This window comes from Microbacterium sp. BE35, from assembly GCF_031457705.1.
GTDB lineage: Bacteria > Actinomycetota > Actinomycetes > Actinomycetales > Microbacteriaceae > Microbacterium > Microbacterium trichothecenolyticum.
The window spans coordinates 23,652-47,079 of sequence record NZ_JAVDXD010000002.1 but is presented as its reverse complement, the minus strand read 5'-3'; the positions used below and the strand labels follow the sequence as shown (position 1 = coordinate 47,079).

Sequence of the window (23,428 nt, the reverse complement as noted above, 5' to 3'; positions counted from 1 at the left end):
CAGTCACAGAGTAGATCCGCGCACGGTCAGCGCACGGTCAGCGCACCAGGAGTTCCTGCGGCAGCACCACGACGTCGACCAGAGCGCCGTTGCGCCAGACGGTCATCTCCATGCGGCGGCCGATCGCACCCTCGACCATGCGCCGCTGCAGCGCCGTCGGGTCGGCGATCGTGACGCCATCGAGCGACAGCACGATGTCGCCGACCCGGGCGCCGGCGACGGCGGCCGGGCTTTCGGGCACCACCGAGATCACCTGCATCCCGACCCTCGATCCGACCTTGGCCGCGACGTCCGGGCCGAGCGGCACCGTCGAACCGGCGATGCCGAGCCAGGCACGCCGCACGCGCCCCGACGCCCGCAGGGTGTCGATGATCTCGCGAGTCGTGGCATTGATAGGCACCGCCAGTCCGAGTCCCACCCCGGCGACAGCGGTGTTCACACCCACCAGACGCCCGGCACTGTCGGCGAGCGCCCCCCCGCTGTTGCCGGGGTTGAGGGCCGCGTCCGTCTGGATCACTTCGTCGATCACCCGCCCCGACCGCGTCGGGAGCGAACGGCCGAGCGCGGACACGATCCCCGCGGTCACGCTGCCCGAGAACCCCCGAGGGTTGCCGAGCGCTACGACGAGCTGCCCGACACCGAGTTTCGAGGCATCTCCCATCGTCAGCGGCGGCGGGGTGTCGACGTCCGCGCGCAGCACGGCGAGGTCCGACAGCGGATCGGCGCCGATGACGGATGCTGCCGCCACCGTGCCGTCCGGAAACGCGACCTCCACGCCGATCGCGCCCTCGACGACATGCGCGCTGGTGAGCAGGTGCCCCTCCGAGGTGATGACCGACGCGCTGCCCGCTCCCGCACCCTGCCGCGTGCGCACGCTCACCGCGGCGACGGACGGCAGCACGATCTGAGCGACGCGCATGACCGTCGAGGAGTAGGCGTCGAGCGCTTCCTGGTCATCCACGAGACCAGTGTCGACCCGTCACGGGTGCTGCGGCGGAAGTTCGCCGAAAGCGGAAGGCGCGTCAGGTCGAGGCATCCCACCAATCCAGCACCCGTGTGCCGATCAGCGTGAGCCACTTCGACGGCTCGCCCTCGGCGACGTCGACGTCGAACCAGGTGCGACCGGGCAGCGGCGTGGTCTGCAGCCAGGTGCCGTCAGGCTGTCGGGCGGCGCGCACGACGTCGACCGCGTCCGTGAGCCGTGGGTCGGGCGGCGTGCCTTCGACCAGCGCGACATCGCGGAAATGATCGAGCGCGACCAGCGCGCTGTAGCGGTGCCGGTTGGGGTACACGAAGCGCGTGACGAACGGGCCGACGACCTCACCGGTCGTCGCACGGTTCATCAGGTGGCGCGACAGGAGGTACTCCTCGCCGCCGTGGCGGGCGGCCCGCATGCTCGTGTCACCCGTGATCCGCTCGTACGCGAGGATTCCTCGCGCCGCGTTGAGCGTCGAGTGGAACGAGGAGCGCACCGAGTCGCCCTCCTCCGCCTCGCAGTTCCAGCCGCCGTCCGCAAGACGATGCTCGGGGAACCAGGCGACCAGCCGCGAGACGTCGGCCCCGAGCCAGGCGCCGCTCGCCAGCGTGTACGAGTTGATGCAGACGTCGACCTCGCCACCCCAGTACGGCAGCTCCTCGTACTCCCACCGGCTGTTGGCGGCGAGCTTGCCGGCGGTGCCGTCGAGCACCGTCGCGTCGACGCCCCACTCGCGGAGATCCTTCAGCACCCAGGTCGTCGCCACCCACGGCTGACCAGGCTCGTCCTGTTCGGCACTGCCGAAGAAACCCGAGGGGAAGAACGCCCCTCCGGCCCACTGGCCGTCGGCATCCTGCTCTGCGAGCAGTCGCGCACCGAAGCCCTCGGTCGCCACGAGCGCACGCGTCGCCTCCCAGACATCGGGCGGAGCCCCGGCGAGATCGCGCTCCACCTGCCAGCGCAGCGCCGGGTCGGAGTCGAGCAGCCAGTCGAGCAGATCCTGATCGATGGTCATGCGGGCAGGTTAGTCGCACCTGCCGACAGTCCGCGGCGTCCACCTGGCGCATAGCTTCGTCACCAGAACCGCCCAGGCCTGCTTCCTACGCTCGTCCGCATGCCCGAATCCCGAAGACGGGCGAGCGGATTCCTCGGCGGTCTCGCCGGGCTGCTCGGCCTCAGTGCCCTGGCCGGAGTCCTGGTGGCCGCTACCGTCACCCCGGCGGTCGCCCTCACCGGCGCCGCCGCATCGCAGGCGATCACGCTGTTCGACAACCTGCCGAGCACGCTCCAGATCGACCAGCTGATGGTGCCGAGCAATTTCTACGCCACCGACCCAGACACGGGTGAGGAGCAGCTGTTGGCGCAGTTCCTCGAGCAGGACCGCACGCCGGTCACGTACGACCAGGTCTCGTCGGCGATGTACGACGCGATCCTGTCGAGCGAGGACCCGCGCTACTACGATCACGGCGGCGTCGACATCATCGGCACGACCCGGGCCGTGCTGTCGAACCTCGAGGGCGGCGGTGAGACCCAGGGCGGGTCGACCATCAGTCAGCAGTACGTCAAGAACGTCCTCGTGCAGCAGTGCGAGGCGACCGCGAAGACGCCGCAGGCCAAGTACGACTGCTGGTCCGAGGCGACCACGTCCTCCGGCACGGCGGGCATCGAGCGCAAGCTGCAGGAGATGCGGTACGCCATCGCGCTGGAGCAGACCTACTCGAAGGACGAGATCCTGCTCGGCTACCTCAACATCGCCAACTTCGGCGGCACCACGTACGGCGTCGAGGCGGCCGCGCGCTACTACTTCGGCACGACCGCAGCGAACCTGACCATCGGGCAGTCGGCGACCCTCGCCGGCATGGTGCAGAACCCCAACAGCTACCGGATCGACCGGCCGGCCGGCTCGATCACGACATCGGACGGCGCGACACTCAACAAAGCGCCGGACGGCGTCATCGAAGACGGCGCGAGGCTCGGGGCGCTCGACGCGCTGGTGACGTCGGGCGAGATCACCGAAGAGCAGAAGCTCGCCGCCGCCGATGGGTACACCTCGACGAAGGTGCGCCAGCTCTACGTGCTGAACCGCATGCTCGACGACGGCAAGATCACGCACGACGAGTACGTCGCCGCCGCGATCGAGCCGATCACCCCGGTGATCACGCCCACGGTCACCGGCTGCGCCGCCGCCGGCGGTGCGGCGTACTTCTGCGAATACGTGAAGGATGTGATCCTGAGCGACCCGGCGTTCGGTGAGACCGAGACGGACCGCCTCCAGACCCTCCAGCGCGGCGGCCTGAACGTCTACACGACCCTGGATTCGCGCGTCCAGTCCGCCGCCGAGGAGGCGATGACGCAGTACGCGCCGGCTTCGGCCACCATGCCGACCTCCAGCGGCGCGTCGACCGGACGATTCGGGTCGACCACAGTGAGCATCGAGGCATCCACCGGTCGCATCCTCGCGATCGCGCAGAACACGAGGTACGGCGAAGACGCCGCGGCCGATGACGATCCGGACTACTCGTCGCTCGTCTTCGCCGGGGACCCCTCGGTGGGCGGATCCACGGGGTTCAGCGCCGGCTCCACCTTCAAGCTGTTCACCCTGCTCGACTGGCTCGAGCAGGGGCACTCGGTGAACGAGACCCTCGACGGGCGACTGCGGGTCTTCACGCACCTCACCAACTCGTGCGACGGCGACTGGGACAACACGTCGAACACCCTCGTCAACAACTTCGGCAAGGCGTCTGGCCGCATCGGCACGCCGATGCAGTTCACGGCCGCATCGCTGAACACCGGCTACTTCGCGATGGCCGAGAAGCTCGACCTCTGCGACATCCAGAACGTGGCGGCGAAGCTCGGCGTCACGCAGAGCGACGGCACGCCGATCTCGATGGACACCCTCAGCTCGGTCATCGGAACGGCCCAGGTCTCTCCGATCGCGATGGCCGCCGCGTACGCCACCGTCGCCAACGGCGGCACCTACTGCCAGCCGCAGGCCATCGATCGCGTGACGGATGCTGCGGGCAACGAGATCGCCAAGCCCGAGCGCACGTGCAGCCAGGCCCTGGACCCGACCATCGCGGCGGCCGCCGCCTACGCGCTGCAGGGCGTGATGGCCTCCGGGGGAACGGGAGCCGCGGGCAATCCCGGCGACGGCACCCCGCTGCTCGGCAAGACCGGCACCCACGAGGCGTGGCAGACCTGGATGATCGAGTCGAGCACCAAGGTGACGACGGCGACCTGGGCCGGAAACGTGCAGGGCGGCGGCGATGTCTTCAACACCTGGAATCAGGGCACACGACTGTCGGACATCCGCTACCGCATCGGCAGGGCCGTGCAGGCCGCGGCGAACGCCGCCTACGGCGGCGATGCCTTCCCGAGTCCGGACCCGCAGCTGACCAGGACCTCGCAGGCCACCGTGCCCGACGTGACGGGGCTGAGCCTCGCGGACGCCCAGAGCCGGCTCGAGGCGGCGGGATTCGTCGCACAGGTCGGCGACACGGTCGAGTCGGACGTCACGGCCGGGCTCGTCGCGAGCCAGGACCCCGGCGCGGGCCGGGCCACCGCCGGCGCGACCGTCACGATCCATCCCAGCGCCGGCCCGGCCGCCGACCCGGGCAACGGCGAGAGCAACGCAACCGGCGGGACCGGCAACGCAGGGACGGGCAACGGGAACGGCAACGGCAGCGGCAGCGGCAACGGCAACGGGGGCGGCGGGAACAGCGGAGGCGGCACCGACGGCAGCGGCTGATCCGACGCCTCCTGACGACGGACGCGAGGCGCCGCTGGGCCCACGCGGCCGGCCTCTCCACGCGCCGGCGGCGCGTGGAGAGGCTGGGGGGACCGCTCGTCATGGAATCGTGAGGATCATTGCCCACCCAGTCACGTGCCGAGGAGAATCGCCTGATGCCCATCGTCGACAACGGCGTGTACGTCGCCGGTAAGCGGATCGAGAACCCGTCGAGCCTGGCCGAGACCTTCGAGTACACCCGTGCGCACCACGGCATGGCGTGGATCGGGCTGTTCCGCCCGACCCCGGAGGAGATCGCGCAGGTCGCCGACGAGTTCACCCTCCACCCTCTCTCGGTCGAGGACGCGCTCACCGGCCACCAGCGCGCGAAGCTGGAGCGCTACGGCGACATCCTCTTCGTCGTGCTGCGACCGGCACGCTACATCGACGAGACCGAGACGGTCGACTTCGGCGAGCTGCACGTGTTCGTCGGCCCCGACTTCATCGTGACGATCCGGCATGCGGAGTCCCCCGACCTCAGCCGGGTCCGCCGGCGCATGGAGCAGGAGCCCGAGCTGCTCGCGCTGGGACCGGAGGCGGTGCTCTACGCGATCCTCGACGAGGTCGTCGACGAGTACACGCCGGTCATCGAGGGCGTCGAGAACGACATCGACGAGATCGAGGACGCGCTGTTCGAGAACGGGGGCGTGTCCCTCTCCAAGCGCATCTACGACCTGTCGCGCGAGGTGATCATGCTCCAGCGCGCGGTCGCCCCGCTCGCCGACATGCTCGAGTCGCTGCAGCGCGGGGCGCCGAAGTACGAGGTCGACCTCGAGCTGCAGCGGTCGCTGCGCGACGTGCACGACCATGCGTTGCGCATCATCGACAAGGCTTCGGCGTTCCGCTCGATCCTCGACAACGCCCTCACGGTCAACGCGACGATCGTCACGCAGCGCCAGACCGATACCGCACTCGTCCAGAACGAGCAGGTCAAGAAGATCTCCGGCTGGGCGGCGATCCTGTTCGGCCCGACCCTCGTCGGCACCATCTACGGCATGAACTTCGAATACATGCCGGAACTGGCATGGCCGCTCGGCTACCCCATGGCGCTCGCCCTGATGGCGGCGACGAGCCTCACCCTGTACTGGGTGTTCCGCAGGCGCCACTGGCTCTGAAACAGATCTCAGCGCGTGAAGAGCAGCACCACGCTGGTGTGCAGCGTGATCCGCTCGGCCTGCCGGTAGCCGAGCGCCTCCAGGTCGGGGATCGCGGTGGAGTCGGCGTCGCCGTTCCTCGCGTACTCGACGACCCACACGCGGCTCACGCCGGCGAACCGCCCGAGGCGCGCGGTCTCGGCCACGGAGTAGACGCTCGAGTGCCAGGTCGTGCTGTCGGCGTAGGAGGTCTCGAGGGTGACGTCGGCGATTCCCGCGAACGCCGCCGGATCGGTGTCGAGTGCGAGCCGGGGACGCCGCGACGGACGCACCGAGTCGTCGAACACGATCGCGTCGCCCTGCTGGGCGTCGCGCTGGATGGTCGCCGCGATGTCGTTCCAGTCGGACTTGTTCTTCGCCCAGGGCGTGCGCTGCGCGGCCCACACCGGCATGGCCGAGACCACCACGGCGACCACGGCCAGCGCGGCGAGCGCGCTCCGCGGGACGCCGGAGCCGAAGTGCAGATCGCCCAGACGCCACACGCCGAGCGCGATGAGGATCGCGGCCGCCGGCGCGGCGATGGTGCCGTAGCGGGGGGTGTATCCGGCGACGAAGGGGCTCGCGGCCAGCAGGATCCCGGTGGGAACCACGAGCCACGCCAGCGCGACGGTCTCGAGGTCGAGCCCGGAGGGCTCGCCCTGCCGCCGCAGCCTCAGCCGGCGCCGCACCCACACGACGATCGCGAGGGCGATGAGCGTCCACGCGAGGACCGCGAAGGGCCGGGCGCTGAACCACATCTTGACCAGCACCATGATCGGGGTCACGCGGTCGCGATGCGCCAGGAACGCGATCTGCTGCCGCTGGCTGACGGCGAGCAGGATGACGGGGCTTGCGGCGATGACCGCGCCTGCCGACGCGATCATCCAGCGTTTCAGCCGGCGCCGCCCCCCATCAGCGAGCGCCAGTGCGACGCCCACGGCCAGCGTCAGCAGCGCCAGGTAGAGGAACACGTAGATCCCGATGCACAGCACGACCGCGTACACCACCCACCAGCCCCGCGAGGAGTCCGGCCGCCGGATCAGCTCCACGACGACGATCCACAGCAGCGCGGCGAGCGCCGCCGCGAACGCGTAGCCGCGGGCTTCCTCGCCCGCGTAGGTCAGGCGCGGGAGGATCGCCGTCAGGGTTCCCGCGAGCACCGCGAACCCGAGCGATCCGAACCGTCCGCACAGCCACGTCACCGCTGCGGCGCAGACCGCCACCGCGAAGGCCGACGGCAGCCTCACGACGAACGGGCTCGAGCCGAACAGGTGCACCCACGCGTGCAGGCCGAGGTAATAGGCCCCGTGCACGGCGTCGACGTGCGTGAGCATCGTGAGCAGGCTCTCGCCGGGCCGCAGCGCCGAGAGCACACTCGCCGCCTCGTCGCCCCACAGCGACGGGATCCATGAGCCGCTCGCGCTCACCACGGCCGCGAACACCCCTACCAGCACGGCGGCGAAGCCCAGGCGCCTCGGATCGGCGGTCGCTCCGCGCGGCGCGGAGGCGCGCGGCATCCGCCTCCGGGTCGCGTCCGCGCTCGCGACCCCGGCCGTTCCGGATCCGTCCGCCGAGACGCCCACGGCTTCAGGTTCCGCCGGAGGCCTGTGAGCGAGGTGTGAATTCCTCGAACCCGGTCCCCGATCGGATGACGCCGCGTGTCGTCCTGGGACGCCGGATGACGGGGACACCGAGGCACGAGCAACGATGCGCCTAGCGTGACCCCATGCCCGAGAACGCCCCGCCCGCGCCCGACCCCACGGCGCCCGCCGACGACGCGTTCCGGTCAGGGGGCCTCCCTCAGGCGAGCCTCGGCTTCGCGACCCGTCAGCTGCACGCGGGCGACCGTCCGGCGGGTCCGCATCGGCCACGCGCGACCCCGATCTACCTGACGGCGGGATTCGAGTTCGAGGACTTCGACCAGGCGCACGCCAGGTTCGCCGGCACCGACGAAGGGTTCAGCTACACGCGGGTGGGCAACCCCACCAACGTCGCCGTCGAACAGCGCATCGCCGACCTCGAATCCGGTGTCGGCGCGCTCCTCGTCGCCAGCGGTCAGGCGGCCGTGACCACGGCGATCCTGTCGCTCGTCTCAGCGGGCGACCACGTACTGGCATCGTCGAGCATCTACGAGGGCACTCGCGAACTGCTGCGCGACGACCTCGCGCGCTTCGGCGTCGTCGTCGATTTCGTCGACGACCCGAACGACCTCGCGGCCTGGGGCCGCGGCATCCGTCCTCGTACGAAGCTCGTGTTCGCGGAGTCGATCCCCAATCCGAAGAACGACGTGCTCGACGTCGCCGGACTCGCCGCCGTGACCCTCCACGGCGGCCGCGAGGCCGCGCGAGCGTTCACCGACGCGCTGCGGCTGTTCACTCGGATGACGCACCTCGGCGACGTACGGTCGCTCGTGCTGCATCCGGCCACCACCACGCACGTGCTGCGCGACGACGAGCAGCTCGCCGCACGCGGCATCGGTCCCGGCCTGCTGCGCCTGTCGATCGGCCTCGAAGACGCCGACGACCTCATCGCCGATCTCGACCACGCCCTGGCCGCCGCAGCGGCCGGCGGCGCCTCTGACGCCGGAGTCCCGGACTCGGCAGTCCCTGACACGACGGTCGCGGTCGCGGCCGCCGACCTTCTGAGCACCGTGGGAGCGTCATGACCCGTCAGCAGCACTTCGGCTGGTTCCTCTCGCGTGGATTCGGCCCGCACGGCTGGGGCCGCCCCTCCTACGAGTGGAACTACGCCTGGCAGAAGCCCGACCTCTACCAGCAGTCCGCGCGCGACCTCGAGCAGGCGGGCTTCGACTTCGTGCTCATCGAGGACGCGCTGTCGGTGGGCATCACCCCCGAGACGCTGAACCTGCGCGTGCGCAAGGCGTACGGCGGTCCGAAGCACGACCCGTGGACGCTCGCGCCGTACCTGTTCGCGGCGACGCGGCATCTCGGCGTCATCCCCACCGTGAACGCCGGCGCCTACCCGCCGTATCTCGCCGCCCGGCAGTTCGCGTCGCTGCAGCACCTGAGCTCGAGCCGCCTCGGGCTCAACGTGGTCACGGACGTGGGCAGCGCGCACCACTTCGGGCTCGAGCGCCTGTCGCACGACGCCGCCTACGACCGCGCCCAGGAGTGGCTCGACGCGCTGCGCCTGCTCTGGCACAGCTGGGGCGACGGGGCGCTCATCGCCGACCCGGCGTCGCAGATCTACGCGGACGGCTCCAAGATCTCCGCCGTGCAGCACCGCGGCGAGTACTTCTCGTTCGATGGGCCGCTGAACGCCGAGCCGCTGCCGTCGGGGCCGAACGGCGAGAGCGGGGACCCGATCGTCGCGTCGCCGGGCGGATCGCCGCGCGGCATCGGCTTCGCCGGCGCGAACTCGCAGATCCAGCTGGCGCTGTCGAACCTCGATGCCGACAGCATCCGTTCGTACCGCGCTCGCGTGCACGCCGCAGCCGCAGAGAACGGCCGCGACCCCTCCGACGTCAAGGTGCTGTTCGTCTTCAAGCCCATCGTCGCGGCGAGCCGGGAGGAAGCCGATCGCATCGTCGCCGCGTCGGCATCGCCCGGCGATGGCACGCTGCGAGAGGTCGCCGAGGCGTGGTCGAGCGACCTCGAGACCGACCTGACGGTGCTCGACCTCGATCGCCCGCTGGATCCCGCGATCTTCGGCGAGCACGTCTCGAAGGGCACCATCCGGGGCCTCCAGGGAACATTCGACTCGTTCGACGGTGTGCCGCTGCGCGACATCCTCACGGGCAAGGCGCGCCTCGGCCGGGTCACCGACGTCACCGACGGCATCGGCGGAACCGTCGGCACGGCCGATGAGATCGCCGACGTCATCGAGGCGCTCGGCGAAGACGCCGACAACGACGGCGTCATCTTCTCGGGCGACCTGCACCCCGTCACGATCCACCGCGCGCTCGACGAACTCGTGCCGATCCTGCGCCGTCGCGGAATCCTGCGCTCCGAGTACGTCGACGGCGGTCTGCGCGCCAATCTGTCGGCCTTCTGAGCCCGACCTCTGAAAGGGAACGCCAATGTCATCGATCGTCGTCCTCGTCGGCAACCCGCAGCCCGCCTCGCGCACCCGGCTGGTGGCGGAGGAGGTCGCCCACCAGCTCGCCGACCGCGGCAGTGCCGTGATCGAGCCGACGATCGACTTGGCCGACGTGGCCGGCTCGCTCTTCCGCTTCCCCGACGCCGAGATCGACGCGCTGCTCGGACGGGTCGCGAGCGCCGACGTGCTCATCGTCGCGAGCCCCACCTACAAGGCGACCTACACCGGGCTGCTGAAGGCGTTCCTCGACCGCTACGGCGCGAACGGACTCGCCGGCGTGACGGCGGTGCCGCTGCTCACGATCGGCGGTCCCGGCCACGCGCTGGCGGTCGAGCACGGACTTCGCCCGCTGCTCGTCGAGCTCGGAGCATCGACCCCGACCCGCGGTATCGCGTTCCCCGCGGGCGACACCGACCGCCGCGAAGAGATCGTGGCGTCGTGGCTCGAGGGCGAATGGCCCCGACTGGCTCCCGCCCTCGGCTCGCCGGTCGAGCCGGTGCGCGTCGGCTGATCCGGTCCTGCCCGGCGTGAGTCCGCCACGCGCGAGCCGGTTCGGCCGGGCAGCGCTGACGCGTCCGGACCCCGACGCGAAACAACGGGCCCCGGCTGCGGGCGGGGGCCGTTCGGTCGAGGCCCCCTCACTTCCGACGGCAGGCCGCGCTCGGTGAGCACGCCTCGGATGCCTCGCCCCGGCCGCGCGCCAGACCCACGCCGCGTGCCCGATCGGCGACGAACACGCGGAACACCGCGCCCGCAGTCACGCGTCCTGCGCACCGGGTCAAGACACCGCCGCCAGCGAGAGGGAGAGTGGAGGCGGATATGAAGGAGGCCCCATGCCTGCGCACACGCACGACGCGCCCACCCAGCCCCACGACGACCCGGACCTCATTCCGGTGACTGCCGTGAGGAAGGCCGAGCCGCGGCATCCGCTCGATCCGCTCACCGCGGACGAGATCGAGGCGGCCCGGAGGATCCTCGTGTCGGCAGGCCTCCTCGGCGACACGGTGCGGGTGCCGATGCTACTGCCCGACGAGCCGACCAAGGACGAGCTCGCCGCTTGGTCGCCCGGAGAGCCCTTCGACCGTCGCGTGGACGTGACGCTGATGGATGCTGCGACCGGCGCGCTCGTCGAGGCGATCGTGTCCGTCTCGCGCGGGGCGGTGGTCGCGACGCGCGAGCTCGACCCGTCGCAGGCGCCGTACGGCCAGCCGCAGTATCTGTTCGAGGAGTACGACCGCGCGGCCGAGATCGTCAAGGCCTCGCCCGAGTGGCGCGCGGCGATGACGCGCCGCGGACTCGAGGACCGGATCGAACTCGCATTCTGCTCGCCTCTCGCCCCCGGATTCGTCGGACGCGAGAACGAGGTCGGGCGCCGCGTCATCCGCTCGCTCACGTTCCTGCGCGACAGCGAGGACGACATCCCGTGGGCGCACCCCGTCGAGGGGCTCATCGTGCACGTCGACCTGGTGTCGAACGCGGTCATCGGCATCGAGGACGAAGGCGACGTGCCGGTTCCCCCGGGTAGCGGGAAGTACACCCCGGATGCCGTCGGCCCCGCCCGCACGAGCCTCAAGCCGATCGAGATCGTGCAGCCCGAGGGCCCGAGCTTCACTGTGAGCGGGTCGCGTGTGGAGTGGGAGGACTGGTCGATGCGCGTCGACTTCAACGCGCGCGAAGGCCTCGTGCTGCACGATGTGAGATTCGACGACCGCCCGGTGCTGACCCGCGCGAGCGTGCCCGAGATGGTCGTGCCCTACGGCGACACGTCCAACACCCGCTTCTGGATCAGCTACTTCGACGCCGGCGAATACCTCCTCGGCAAGAACGCCAACCACCTCGAGCTCGGCTGCGACTGCCTCGGCGTCATCACGTACTTCGACGGCCATGTCGCCGACGACCACGGCCACCCGGTGAAGATCCCGAACGTCGTGTGCATGCACGAGGAGGACTACGGCATCCTCTGGAAGCACACCGAGCAGGGGCCGGTGGGCTCGCACGTGCGGCGGTCGCGGCGCCTGGTCGTCTCGTACTTCTCGACGATCGGCAACTACGACTACGGCTTCTACTGGTACTTCTACCTCGACGGTTCGATCCAGCTCGAGGCGAAGGCGACGGGCATCGTGTTCGTCGGCGGCGGGCACCCGGGCTCGGCCAATCCGCACGCCCCCGAGATCGCGCCGGGCGTGTTCGCGCCGGTGCACCAGCACCTGTTCTCGGCGCGCCTCGACGTCGCGATCGACGGCGAGGACAACGAGCTCGTCGAGATCGACGCCGCCCGCATCCCGATGGGCGAGGCGAACCCGTTCGGCAACGCGTTCACCTGGACCGAGACGCCGCTGCGCACCGAAGCCGAGGCCCAGCGGCTCGCCGACACCTCGGTCGCCCGGGTGTGGGAGGTGCGCAGCGCCTCGAAGACGAACTACCTCGGCAAGCCGACGGCATACCACCTGCTCCCCCAGCCCACCGCGCTGCTCATGGCCGACCCGGCCTCGTCGGTGGCCGCGCGCGCCGCCTTCGCGACGAAGCACCTGTGGGGCACCGCGTACGACCACGACGAGCGCTGGCCCGCCGGCCGGTACCCGAACGCCCACCAGGGCGGCGCGGGGCTGCCGGCCTACACGTCCGACGACCGGTCGATCGACGGCGAGGACCTCGTGCTGTGGCACACGTTCGGCCTCACCCACATCCCGCGCCCCGAGGACTGGCCCATCATGCCGGTGGACTACGCCGGGTTCTGGCTCAAGCCCTACGGCTTCCTCGACGTGAACCCCGCGATGAACGTCCCCGAGTCTTCGCAGGCGCATGCCGTCGGTCACCGGGCTGGGGGCGCCGCCGGGCCTCGGGCCGCCGGCGCGACCGCCGACGGCGGCTGCGGCATGGGCGAGGGGTGCGCCTGCGGTCACTGACAGAAACCGGACGCGGCTCTGGACACAAATGTGGACAGCGTATACATTGCCGTCATGTCGCAAGTCGTGCTCTACGCGTCGATGTCTCTCGACGGATTCGCCACGGGTCCCGACGACGATCTGTCCGTGCTGCACGGATGGGCCTTCGGAGACCCGACGATGGAGATGCATCCGCAGGTGGGCCGCGAGTTCCTGGGCGCCGGCGCGGTCATCTTCGGCGCCCGCACTCTCCGAGCGGGGGATGCGGCCTGGGGCGACGAGGACATCTTCCCGATGCCGGTCTTCGTGCCCACGCACGAGGCGCGCGAGCCGGTCTTCAGGAATGGCTCCCTTTTCACCTTCGTGGACTCCACGGAACATGCGCTCGCCCGGGCCATGCAGGCGGCAGGCGACCGCGATGTCTACATCATGGGCAGCCCTGACGTGGCACAGCAGCTCCTTGCAGCCGACGCGGTCGACGCGGTGGAGCTCGCGATCACGGGAGTCCTTCTCGGCTCGGGCGTCAAGCTGTTCGATCATCTTGCGAGCACGCCCATCCGGCTGCAGCCGACGCGCGTGATCCCGTCCAAGGGAATCACGCACGTGAGGTACGACGTGCAGCACCACCCGGACAGGAGGGGAACGAGATGAGGCCACTTCGATATGCGATCAACGTGACACTCGACGGCTGCTGCCATCACGAGGCGGGGCTCGCCCCCGACGAGGAGTCGATGCGCTACTGGACCGCGGAGATGGCACGAGCCGACGCCCTGATCTTCGGCAGGGTGACCTACGAGATGATGGAGTCGGCGTGGCGGCAGCCGACGACGGGCACGTGGCCGGACTGGATGAGAGCGTGGGAGATCCCGTTCGCCGAGACCATCGACCGAGCGAAGAAGTACGTCGTGTCGAGCACACTCGGCGACGTCGACTGGAACGCCGAATTGCTGCGAGGCGACCTGGGGCGAGGGGTTCACCGGCTGAAACAGGAGCCAGGCAAGGGTCTCTTCGTAGGTGGCGTGACGCTCCCCCTCGCGCTGGCGGATCTGGGACTCATCGACGAGTACGTGTTCGTGGTGCAGCCGATCGTCGCCGGACACGGGCCGACGCTGCTCGCCGGTCTTCGCGAGCGCATCCCGCTCGAGCTCGTGGATCGCCATGACTTCCGATCGGGAGCGGTCGCCCTGCGGTACCGGCCGAAGCGAGCAGCGGCTTGACGCGACCGGTCCCGTGTATGGCGAGATTCGAACATTTGTTCTATACTCGAAGCATGCCCGAAACGTCTCTTCCCGCCGAGAGCAGGGATGACGCGTGGGCGGATGACATCGGTGAAGAGTGCTTTCCGCCCGTGCCGGACGCGGTAGACCTGGTCCTCGAGACGGCGACGATGATGTCGGTGTTCGCGGCGCAGCGGCTGACGCGGATCGACTCGATGCGGCGCGAACTGCTTCGCGAGGCGAGTGGCCGCGGCGACGGAGTCCGGGACATCGTCGAGCGGTCGATCCGGCTCGAACTGGCAGCAGCCATGCGGGTGACGGAGTACGCTGCCGGCCGGCTCATCACTCAGGCCGAGGCGCTGGTACGCCGGTATCCCGCGGCGCTCGACGCCCTGAGTTCGGGACGGATCACCGAGAGGCACGCCGAGATCATCGCCGACCTGCTCGACGAGGCGCCGCCGGAGCTTCGCGACAGGCTGCTGGAGCGAGCGATGCCGTCGGCAGAATCGGAGCCGGTGGGCACCTTTCGTCGGGCGCTGCGCGCCCTGATCGACAGCGCCCAGGCCACCACCCTGGAAGACCGTCACCAGCGTGCGCTCACGCAACGACGCATCGCCGTCGAACGTGGACAGGACGGAATGTCCGGGCTGTGGATCTTCGCGCCCGACGTGGAGATCCACGCGATCCACGGCCGGCTCACACAGATGGCGAAATCGATCCGCAAGGCCGACGGTGAGACCCGCACACTCGACCAGCTCCGCGCCGACGTTGCGGCCGACCTCCTCCTCGACGGGTCTACCGATCACCTCGCCGCGGCCGCGTCCGGCATCCGGGCGCAGGTGGTCGTCACCGTGCCGGTCCTCGCCCTTCTCGACGACGAGTTCGCCGATGCCGGCGACCCGCCCGTCGTGGAGGGCATCGGCCCGATCCCGCTGTCCAAGGCCCGCGAACTGTGCGGAGGTGACAGCCGGTGGATGCGGGTGCTCACACACCCCGAGACCGGGATGGTCCTCTCGGTCGGGCGCGACAGTTACCCGCCCCCAGCCCCGTTGAAGAGACTCGTGAGATGGCGAGCCGACCGATGCATGGGCCCCGGCTGTTCGATGCCCGCTTCCCGGTGCGAGATCGACCACCAGATCCGCTGGGCCGACGACGGCGAGACGTGCCTCGACAACACCCTTCCGTTCTGCAAGGGGCACCACCTGGTGAAAGACAGCACCGACTGGCAGGTCCGGCAGATCGAGGGGTCAGGCGGAGCTGTGGCGTGGACGTCTCCGACTGGGCGTCGATACGTCGTGCAACCCGAGCGCAAAGTCCCCACCTTCACGGTGCGCCCCTCGCCCCGGCCCCACATCGACGACGGGCTCGGCACAGAAGCGCCCTTCTGAACGACGGCGGACCTCGCCGCTGTTCGACCGGGGGTGCGGCACGCCCCGAGCAGCAAGGGCGACGGATGCTGCAGCATCCGTCGCCCTTCTCGCCGACGCCTGCGGACTACACGCCCACCGGCTCGCTGCCGAGGTGCGGCGCGTCGGCCTCGTCGGCGCCGTGGCCGATCTGGCGGTAGACGTCCGGCTTGGCCCTGCGCAGCCAGTACGCCCACAGCACAGCCGCGATCGAGGGCACGAGCAGGATCGCGGGCAGGATGAAGGTCGTGGGCGTCGACTCCGGCTGGCCGAGCAGCACGTCCCAGTTCACGAGGATGAGGATCCAGACGATTCCGAGCGTGACGAGGGCGACGATCGGGGCCACCAGGCGGCTGCCTGCGCCGACGTCGCGCCCGTCCCGGCGGAAGAAGCCGATGACGGCGGCCGAGACCAGCACCATCAGCAGCACCAGGCCGAAGGCACCGAGGTTCGTGAGCCACGTGAAGAGCGTGAGCACCGGGTAGGGGCCGTTCTCGGGGTTCCAACCGCTCTCGGCGATCGCGAACCCGATGATCACCACGAGCGCCAGCACCGACTGCGCGAGCGAGCCCGCCCACGGCGCGCCGCTCGACGTGCGCACGGTGCCGAGCCGGCGCGGCAGCACGCCTTCGCGCCCGAGCGAGAACGCGTAGCGCGACACCGCGTTGTGGAAGCTCACCAGAGCCGCGAACAGGCTCGTGATGAAGAGGATCGACATGAGGTCGACCCACAGCACCCCGAGCTGCTCGGCGACGAAGTTGAAGAAGAGCGGCGGACCGGCCTCCTCGGGCGTGATTCCGGTGGGATCAGTGATCTTCGCCGGGCCGACGGCGAGGGCGAGCGCCCACGACGAGATCGCGTAGAACACGCCGATGACGGCGACGGCGAGGAACGTCGCGCGCGGGATGGTGCGCTTGGGGTCCTTCGACTCCTCGCCGTAGATCGCGGCCGACTCGAAGCCCATGAACGCGGCGATGCCGAAGGCGAGCACGGCGCCGACGCCCGGAACGAAGAGCGCGGACGGGGTGATGGGCGCGACGGTGAAGCCCTCGGCGGGGTTCGCGAACGCTGCGACATCGAAGACGATGACGGCCAGGAACTCCAGCGCCACGAGCACACCGAGCACCTTCGCCGAGAGATCGACGCGGTTCACTCCGAGGATGCCGACGACGACGATCCCCAGGATCACCCACACCCACCACGGGCTCGCCCAGCCGGTCTTCGACTCGATGAAAGACGAGATCTGGAAGCCGAACATTCCCCAGATGCCGATCTGCATGGCGTTGTAGGCGATGAGCGCGAGCACCGAGGCGCCGACGCCGGTCGGGCGGCCGATGCCCTGCGCGACGTACGAGTAGAACGCGCCCGCGTTCGTGATGAAGCGGCTCATGGCGGCGTAGCCGATCGCGAAGATCGCGAGCGCCGCGGCCAGCACGATGTAGCCGAACGGGATGCCGTCGACATGCGTGACCGAGTAGGCGCTGGTCACGCCGCCGGCGACGACGGTCAGCGGCGCCGAGGCGGCGATGATCATGAAAGCGACGGCGAGGACCCCGAGGCGGCGATGCGCAGCGGTCCGGGTCGTCGAGGTCGTGGGGCCTGAGGTGGCCATGTGCAGCTCCTTCGATGCTCAGGTCGGGTCGGATCATCGTCCCCAGCCCGGCACATCCGGGATTGACGCCGCGGGCAGAGTCCTTGCCTGTGGGGGCACATCGGGCCTCGGCATGGTAAACTCGCGAATCGTATACGATTCGGCCACAGTGAGGTGAGCCCATGTCAGATGAACCCCTGTCGTTCACGGCGTATCGCCACGCCGTGTCGCACGCGGTCGTCGCGCTCGATGTGCACGCCGAGCAGGACGAGAGCTTCCGCGGTGCGCTCGACGCCGCCGTGGCCGGCGACATCCACGTCTTCGACATCGCCGCCGACGGACACAGCGTCCACCGCACTCCCGGCCTGATCGCGCGCGCACCGCAGCAGTACTTCAAGTTCTCGCTCATCGAACGCGGCACCGGGCTCATCGTGCAGGACGGCCGCGAGATCTCGCTGCGCGCCGGCGACATGGCGATCTACGACACCGACCGCCCGTACTCGCTCCTGTTCGACGAGACGATGCGGATGTCGGTCGTGATGTTCCCGAAGGTCATGCTCGACATCCCCGCCGAGACGATCGGCCGCCTCACCGCCACCCGCCTCGACGGCGCCGGAGGCGTGGGCGCCATGATCGCGCCCTACGTCGCCTCACTCGCGCGCGGCGCCGGCGAACTCGACGCCCACCTCGCACGCCGTATGTTCCGCACCGCCGTCGACATGGTGGGCACGCTGCTCGAGGCCAACCTCGGACGCGAGGCGACAAGCACCGATGCGCACGGCACGCTCCTGCGCCGGGTGCTCGACCACATCGACGAGCACCTCTCCGACAGCGAGCTCTCCCCCGGCCAGATCGCCGCGGCGCACTTCGTCTCGGTGCGTCACCTGCACGCCCTGTTCAACGAGCAGGGCACCACCGTCTCCACGGTCATCCGCACCCGCCGCCTCGAGCGCTGCTATGACATGCTCGTCGACCCGCAGCAGGCGCATCGCTCGATCACCGACGTCGCGCTCGCCAACGGCTTCGTGGATGCGGCGCACTTCAGCCGCACGTTCCGCGCGCACTTCGGCGTGCCACCGAGCGGCGTGCGCCTGGCGTAGCGCGGGCGGTCAAGCAGCCTGCGCGGGCGGTCAACTGCGGCCCGCCGCATCCTCCGACAATCGAGTCAGACCCGATCGAGGAGGATCCCATGACCGTTGCGACGTCGATTCTGGACGCCATCACCGTTTCCGAGACGGAGGGGCGGGCGATTCCGGATGCTGCCACCCGCGAGACGATCGGCTACGCGCCCGTCCACACCGTGGCCGACCTCGACGCCGCCGTCGCCGCCGCACGTCAGGCCCAGCCGGCGTGGGACGCGCTCGGCCACGAGGAGCGCTCTCGCATCCTGAACGCCATCGCCGACGACCTCGAGGCGAACGCCGAGGAGCTCGCGCAGCTGCTGTCGCGCGAGCAGGGCAAGCCGCTCGACGGCCCCAACGCCCGGTTCGAGGTCGGCGCGTGCGTGGTGTGGACCCGCACCGCCGCCGACACCCCGCTCGAGCCCGAGGTGGTCTTCGAGGCAGGCGAGTCTCGTGCCGAGGTGCACTACGACGCGCTCGGCGTCGTGGGTGCGATCGGCCCGTGGAACTGGCCGATGATGATCTCGGTGTGGCAGATCGCGCCGTCGCTGCGCATGGGCAACACGGTCGTGGTCAAGCCCAGCGAGTTCACGCCGCTGTCGGTGCTGGCCCTTGCCGAGGTCTACAACCGGCACCTGCCCGATGGTGTGCTCACGGTCGTCTCGGGCGACCGCGAGGTGGGCGCGGCGATCGCCGGGCACCCCGGCATCGACAAGATCATGTTCACCGGGTCGACCGCGACGGGCCGTCGCATCGTCGAGTCCTCGGCGGGCAACCTCGCGCGCCTCACCCTCGAGCTCGGCGGCAACGACGCCGGCATCGTGCTTGCGGGCACCGAGCCCGCCGCGATCGCCGAGGATCTGTTCTGGGGCTGCTTCATCAACACCGGCCAGACCTGCGCCGCGCTCAAGCGCCTCTACGTGCACGACTCGGTGTACGACGAGGTCGTCGACACGCTCGCCGGCATGGCGCTGGCGTCGCCGATGGGCCGCGGTCTCGACGAGGGCAACGTGCTCGGCCCGCTGCAGAACGAGAAGCAGTTCGACATCGTCCGCGGACTCGTCGACGACGCGCGCGAGCGCGGCGCGCGGGTCGTCGTGGGCGGCGAGGCCGCGCCCGAGCTCGGCCCGCTGTTCTACCGCGCCACGGTCGTCGCCGACATCGAGGACGGCGCGCGCCTCGTCGACGAGGAGCAGTTCGGTCCCGCCATCCCGGTGATCCGCTACTCCGACGTCGACGACGCGATCCGCCGCGCGAACGCCTCGACGCAGGGGCTCGGCGCCTCGGTGTGGTCGGCCGACGTCGACGCCGCCGTCGAGGTCGCCAAGCGCCTGCAGGCGGGCACCGTCTGGATCAACCAGCACGGCGCGCTGAACCCGATGGTGCCGTTCGGCGGCACCAAGGCCTCGGGCTACGGCCAGGAGTTCGGCGTCGCCGGGCTCAAAGCCGTCGCCGCGCCGAAGGTCATCAGCCGCTGACCTCGTGCATTACGGCCCGTGTCCTGGTGTTTCATCGCACCGTGGACGAGACGGATGCCGCTGTCTAACGTCGTGGCACGGCATCGGGGAGACACTTCCCCAGCCGGTTCGGGGGCGCGCCGAGATCCGGCTCGCACGAGAGGAGCACGCCATGTCGTGGACGCACAGCTTCAGCATCGCAAGCCTGGACGACGGGGTTCCGGTCCGCCTCATCGAGGCACGGGATGCCTTCATCGATGCGCAGCGCGCCCTCGAAGCGGCGCGGGACGATCTGCTGGAGGCGCACGCCCAGACGAACCGGCTGTGGGGCACCGGCCGCTGAGCACGGGGCCCGGAGGCGGGACCTCGTCTGGTTCGACAGTTCGTCCGGGTGTCAACGCGAAGGCGGCCCGACCAGGGTCCGGCGCATCTGCGACGTCGGGCTGCGGCGCTCACGGGTCGCACCTCGTGATCCCAATACGCTCAGCGCATGACACTGCTCTCTGACATCGAGCCCATCAGCCAGGGCGTCTCGGCCGGTGCCGTCTTCGGCTACGTGGTCGTCGGCCTGATCTACTGGATCGCCACGATCGCCGCCTATTGGAGGACGTTCACGAAGGCCGGCTACCCGGGATGGCTCGCCATCATCCCGATCGTGAATCTCTTCGTACTCGTCAAGGTCGCAGGGTATTCGGCCTGGCTCGGACTGCTGTGGTTCGTGCCCATCGCCAACATCGTGCTCGCGATCATCGTCGCCTTCCGCAACGGCCGGGCGTTCGGCCACGGGGGCGCGTTCGCGTTCTTCCTGCTGTTCCTGCTCAACCCGATCGGCTACTTCATCACCGGCTTCAGCAACGACACGTACACCAAGCCCGCCTGACCGCCCTCTTCTCAGACAGCGGACACCCCCGGCCCGCGGCCGGGGGTGTCCGCGTCTGCGGTCACAGCGAGACGTGGAACTTCGGCCCCGGCCCCGCGCCCGCCGGCCGCTCGCCGGCGAGGATCGCGGGCAGCTCCTCGAGGGCGACCGTCGCGGCGATGAGCGGACGCGGATCGACGACTCCCGCGGCGTACGCGTCGATCGTGCCGGCCAGGCCGGGCGAGGCGCTGAGCACGCCGACGGCCGTCACGTCCTTCAGCGCCAGGTCGCGGGTGTCGATGAGGCTCGGCGTGCCGGCAAGGCCGATGTAGACGACCCGCCCGCCCGGTTCGACGAGCTCGAGCGCCTTCGCAGGAAGCTGCGGAGCGTTGGATGCCTCGATCACGGCGTCCCACGGCAGCTGCGGCATCCGTTCCTGCGTCCAGATGCGGTCGAAGCCCAGCGACCGCGCGAACTCGAGCGCGCGGTCGTCCCGGGCGAGCAGGTGGACGTCCGCGCCGGCGGCGCGCGCGAACATCGCGCTCAGGAGCCCGATCGTGCCGGGGCCGAGCACGAGGCAGCGATCGCCTGGACGCAGCGACGCCCCCTGCACGGCGCGAAAGGCATTGCCGCCAGGCTCGACCATGGCCGCCATGGCGTCGTCGACGCCGTCGGGCAGCCGGTGCAGCGACGCGACGGGGGTCGCGACCTTCTCTGCCAGCGCACCGGCCTTCCCGCCGCGGATGCCGAGCTCGAGCCGGTTCTCGCACACGTGCTGGCGACCGTGCTCGCATCGGCGGCACGCGCCGCAGCCCAGCATCGTGTCGCCGGTCACCCGTCGCCCGATCCACGCACGGTCGATGCCGGCTCCGACGTCCGAGACGGTGCCCGTCCACTCGTGGCCGATCCGCATCGGGTAGGCCGCATGACCGGCGTGCAGATACGCCATCTCCCCGGTGAAGAACTCGATGTCGGTGCCGCATATCCCGGCGCGCCGCACGTCGACGACGACCTCGCCTGCCGCCGGCTCGGGGTCGGGGACCTCCTGGATCTCGGCGCGCTGCGGCGCCGTGATCACGAGAGCCCTCATCGCCCCGCCCACAGGTGGGGACGGATGCCGCAGACCCCCGCCCGGATGTCGGGACCCGCGCCCCTCGGCTCAATGGGACTCACGCGTCACCCCCGAACCCGACGCTCCGACCAGGAAGTCGAGGTCGGCGCCGCGGTCCGCCTGCAGCACGTGGTCGACGTACAGCCGCTCCCACCCGCGCCGCGGGTTCGCGTAGCCGTCGACGGTGGCCTGGTTCGGCATCCGGCTCGCCAGTTCGTCGGCCGGCACGTCGAGGTCGAGGCGGCGGTCGCGCACGTCGAGTTCGATCCAGTCGCCGGTCCTCACCAGGGCGAGCGGTCCCCCGGCGGCGGCCTCGGGGGTGACGTGCAGCACGACCGTGCCGTACGCGGTGCCCGACATGCGGCCGTCGCAGATGCGGACGATGTCACGGATGCCGCGCTCGAGGAGCTTGGTCGGAAGCGGCATGTTCGACACCTCGGGCATGCCGGGGTAGCCCTTCGGTCCGCAGCCGCGCAGCACCATGACCGAGTTCTCGTCGATGTCGAGGTCGGGGTCGTCGACGCGGGTGTGGAAGTCCTCGATGGAGTCGAACACCACAGCCCGACCCCGGTGCTTCAGCAGGTGCGGCGATGCCGCCGCAGGCTTGATCAGCGCACCGCCCGGAGCGAGCGAGCCGCGCAGCACCGAGATGCCGGCGTGCGGCTGCAGCGGGGTGTCGCGCGGGGTGATCACGTCCGCGTCCCAGATGCGGGCGTCGTCGAGGTACTCCACGAACGGGCGACCCGTGATGGTGAGGGCCGCGGGGTCGAGCAGGTCGCGCACCTCGCGCATCACCGCGAGGAACCCGCCGGCGCGGAAGAGGTCGTCCATCAGGTACTGACCTGCGGGCTGCAGGTTGACCAGCAGCGGCACCTCGGCGCCGATCCGGTCGAAGTCATCGATCGACAGGTCGATGCCCAGGCGCCCCGCGATCGCGAGCAGATGCACGACCGCGTTGGTGGACCCGCCGATGGCGGCGAGCGCGACGATCGCGTTGTGGAAGTTCGCCTTCGTGAGGAACGTCGACGGGCGACGATCCTCCGCCACCAGCGCCACGGCGAGCGCACCCGTCGAATGGGCGGCCTCGAGCAGGCGGGCATCCGGTGCGGGTGTTCCCCCGACTCCGGGCACCACGACGCCGAGAGCCTCGGCGACCAGCGCCATCGTCGAGGCGGTTCCCATCGTGTTGCAGTGACCCTTGGAGCGGATCATCGAGGACTCGGACTTCAGGAACATCTCCTCGCTCAGCGTGCCCGCGCGCACCTCGTCCGACAGCCGCCACACGTCGGTGCCGCAGCCGAGCGCCTCACCGCGGAAATGGCCGGTGAGCATGGGCCCTCCCGGGGCGACGACGGCGGGCAGATCGACGGATGCCGCGGCCATCAGCAGAGAGGGGATCGTCTTGTCGCAGCCGCCGAGCAGCACCACCCCGTCGATCGGGTTCGCGCGGAGCATCTCCTCCGTCGCCATCGCCGCCATGTTGCGCCACAGCATCGCCGTCGGGCGTACGTTCGTCTCACCGAGCGACACCACCGGGAGCTCGAGCGGGATGCCGCCGGCTTCGTAGATGCCGTTCTTGACAGACTGCGCGACCTCGTTCAGGTGCGCGTTGCACGGCGTCAGATCCGACGCGGTGTTCGCGATCGCGATCTGCGGACGCCCCGTGAAGGCCGAGTCCGGAACACCGCGGCGCATCCACGCCCGATGGATGTAGGCGTTCCGGTCGTCGCCCGAATACCAGTGGGAGCTGCGCAGCGTCACCGTCGACCCTCATCCTCGCCCGCAGCGATCGCGGGCGCTTTCCGCCATCCTGCCGCAAAACACCG

General features: G+C 70.2%; 19 protein-coding genes. 13 read left to right on the top strand and 6 right to left on the bottom strand.

The features are described from left to right. Positions 1–37: 37 nt before the first annotated feature. On the bottom strand, positions 38–961 hold the full coding sequence (locus tag J2Y46_RS06500; RefSeq protein WP_310241160.1) for a trypsin-like peptidase domain-containing protein: 924 nt from the start codon (positions 959–961) through the stop codon (positions 38–40). A gap of 61 nt (positions 962–1,022) precedes the next feature. After that, positions 1,023–1,991: a squalene cyclase gene (locus tag J2Y46_RS06495; RefSeq protein ID WP_310241158.1), complete on the bottom strand. Its 969-nt coding sequence runs from the start codon at positions 1,989–1,991 to the stop codon at positions 1,023–1,025. Between the two features lie 99 nt (positions 1,992–2,090). Here J2Y46_RS06495 and J2Y46_RS06490 point away from each other — a divergent pair, with 99 nt between their 5' ends. Together J2Y46_RS06490 and corA are read left to right on the top strand one after the other, a co-directional pair. Further along, complete coding sequence (locus J2Y46_RS06490) at positions 2,091–4,724, top strand: penicillin-binding protein (RefSeq protein ID WP_045301228.1); 2,634 nt, start codon at positions 2,091–2,093, stop codon at positions 4,722–4,724. Positions 4,725–4,879: 155 nt separating this feature from the next. After that, positions 4,880–5,878, top strand: coding sequence for a magnesium/cobalt transporter CorA (gene corA, locus J2Y46_RS06485; protein ID WP_310241156.1), 999 nt, complete (start codon positions 4,880–4,882; stop codon positions 5,876–5,878). Between the two features lie 8 nt (positions 5,879–5,886). Here corA and J2Y46_RS06480 read toward each other — a convergent pair whose 3' ends face one another. Next, entirely contained in the window at positions 5,887–7,413 is a 1,527-nt protein-coding gene (locus J2Y46_RS06480) for a glycosyltransferase family 39 protein (RefSeq protein WP_310241155.1), read from the bottom strand. A 209-nt stretch (positions 7,414–7,622) separates the two neighbouring features. Here J2Y46_RS06480 and J2Y46_RS06475 point away from each other — a divergent pair, with 209 nt between their 5' ends. From J2Y46_RS06475 to J2Y46_RS06445, 7 genes are all read left to right on the top strand, one after another. Then, entirely contained in the window at positions 7,623–8,561 is a 939-nt protein-coding gene (locus tag J2Y46_RS06475; RefSeq protein WP_310241154.1) for a PLP-dependent transferase, read from the top strand. Further along, positions 8,558–9,910 carry an LLM class flavin-dependent oxidoreductase gene (locus J2Y46_RS06470; RefSeq protein WP_045301224.1) on the top strand — a complete coding sequence of 451 codons (1,353 nt, stop codon included), beginning with the start codon at positions 8,558–8,560 and terminating at the stop codon, positions 9,908–9,910. The genes J2Y46_RS06475 and J2Y46_RS06470 overlap by 4 nt, the downstream gene beginning before the upstream one ends. A 25-nt stretch (positions 9,911–9,935) precedes the next feature. Further along, entirely contained in the window at positions 9,936–10,466 is a 531-nt protein-coding gene (locus tag J2Y46_RS06465; protein ID WP_045301222.1) for an NADPH-dependent FMN reductase, read from the top strand. 322 nt (positions 10,467–10,788) lie between these two features. Continuing rightward, the gene (locus J2Y46_RS06460) at positions 10,789–12,861 is read left to right on the top strand and encodes a primary-amine oxidase (RefSeq protein WP_310241152.1); all 2,073 of its coding nucleotides are present in this window, start codon (positions 10,789–10,791) and stop codon (positions 12,859–12,861) included. A 54-nt stretch (positions 12,862–12,915) separates the two neighbouring features. Then, positions 12,916–13,491, top strand: a complete 576-nt coding sequence (locus J2Y46_RS06455; RefSeq protein ID WP_310241150.1) for a dihydrofolate reductase family protein — start codon at positions 12,916–12,918, stop codon at positions 13,489–13,491. Continuing rightward, positions 13,488–14,057: a dihydrofolate reductase family protein gene (locus tag J2Y46_RS06450; RefSeq protein ID WP_056372133.1), complete on the top strand. Its 570-nt coding sequence runs from the start codon at positions 13,488–13,490 to the stop codon at positions 14,055–14,057. Before J2Y46_RS06455 ends, J2Y46_RS06450 begins: the two co-directional genes overlap by 4 nt. After that, a complete protein-coding gene (locus J2Y46_RS06445) occupies positions 14,054–15,445 on the top strand; it encodes a DUF222 domain-containing protein (RefSeq protein ID WP_310241146.1) in 1,392 nt (463 codons plus the stop codon). Before J2Y46_RS06450 ends, J2Y46_RS06445 begins: the two co-directional genes overlap by 4 nt. A gap of 106 nt (positions 15,446–15,551) precedes the next feature. On the opposite strand, the gene J2Y46_RS06440 is transcribed toward J2Y46_RS06445, so the two are convergent. Continuing rightward, positions 15,552–17,075, bottom strand: a complete 1,524-nt coding sequence (locus J2Y46_RS06440) for an APC family permease (protein WP_045301215.1) — start codon at positions 17,073–17,075, stop codon at positions 15,552–15,554. A 161-nt stretch (positions 17,076–17,236) separates the two neighbouring features. On the opposite strand from J2Y46_RS06440, the gene J2Y46_RS06435 reads away from it, so the two are divergent. From J2Y46_RS06435 to J2Y46_RS06420, 4 genes are all read left to right on the top strand, one after another. Beyond that, on the top strand, positions 17,237–18,154 hold the full coding sequence (locus J2Y46_RS06435; protein WP_045301213.1) for a helix-turn-helix domain-containing protein: 918 nt from the start codon (positions 17,237–17,239) through the stop codon (positions 18,152–18,154). Between the two features lie 89 nt (positions 18,155–18,243). Beyond that, positions 18,244–19,653 (top strand): aldehyde dehydrogenase family protein, encoded by a 1,410-nt coding sequence (locus J2Y46_RS06430; protein WP_310241144.1) that lies wholly within the window; start codon positions 18,244–18,246, stop codon positions 19,651–19,653. 151 nt (positions 19,654–19,804) lie between these two features. After that, complete coding sequence (locus J2Y46_RS06425) at positions 19,805–19,975, top strand: hypothetical protein (protein ID WP_157005639.1); 171 nt, start codon at positions 19,805–19,807, stop codon at positions 19,973–19,975. Positions 19,976–20,122: 147 nt separating this feature from the next. After that, positions 20,123–20,512, top strand: a complete 390-nt coding sequence (locus J2Y46_RS06420; RefSeq protein ID WP_211255951.1) for a DUF5684 domain-containing protein — start codon at positions 20,123–20,125, stop codon at positions 20,510–20,512. A 61-nt stretch (positions 20,513–20,573) separates the two neighbouring features. On the opposite strand, the gene J2Y46_RS06415 is transcribed toward J2Y46_RS06420, so the two are convergent. Next, positions 20,574–21,581 (bottom strand): alcohol dehydrogenase catalytic domain-containing protein, encoded by a 1,008-nt coding sequence (locus J2Y46_RS06415; RefSeq protein ID WP_310241141.1) that lies wholly within the window; start codon positions 21,579–21,581, stop codon positions 20,574–20,576. 69 nt (positions 21,582–21,650) lie between these two features. After that, a complete protein-coding gene (locus tag J2Y46_RS06410; protein WP_310241139.1) occupies positions 21,651–23,363 on the bottom strand; it encodes an IlvD/Edd family dehydratase in 1,713 nt (570 codons plus the stop codon). Positions 23,364–23,428 lie beyond the last annotated feature (65 nt).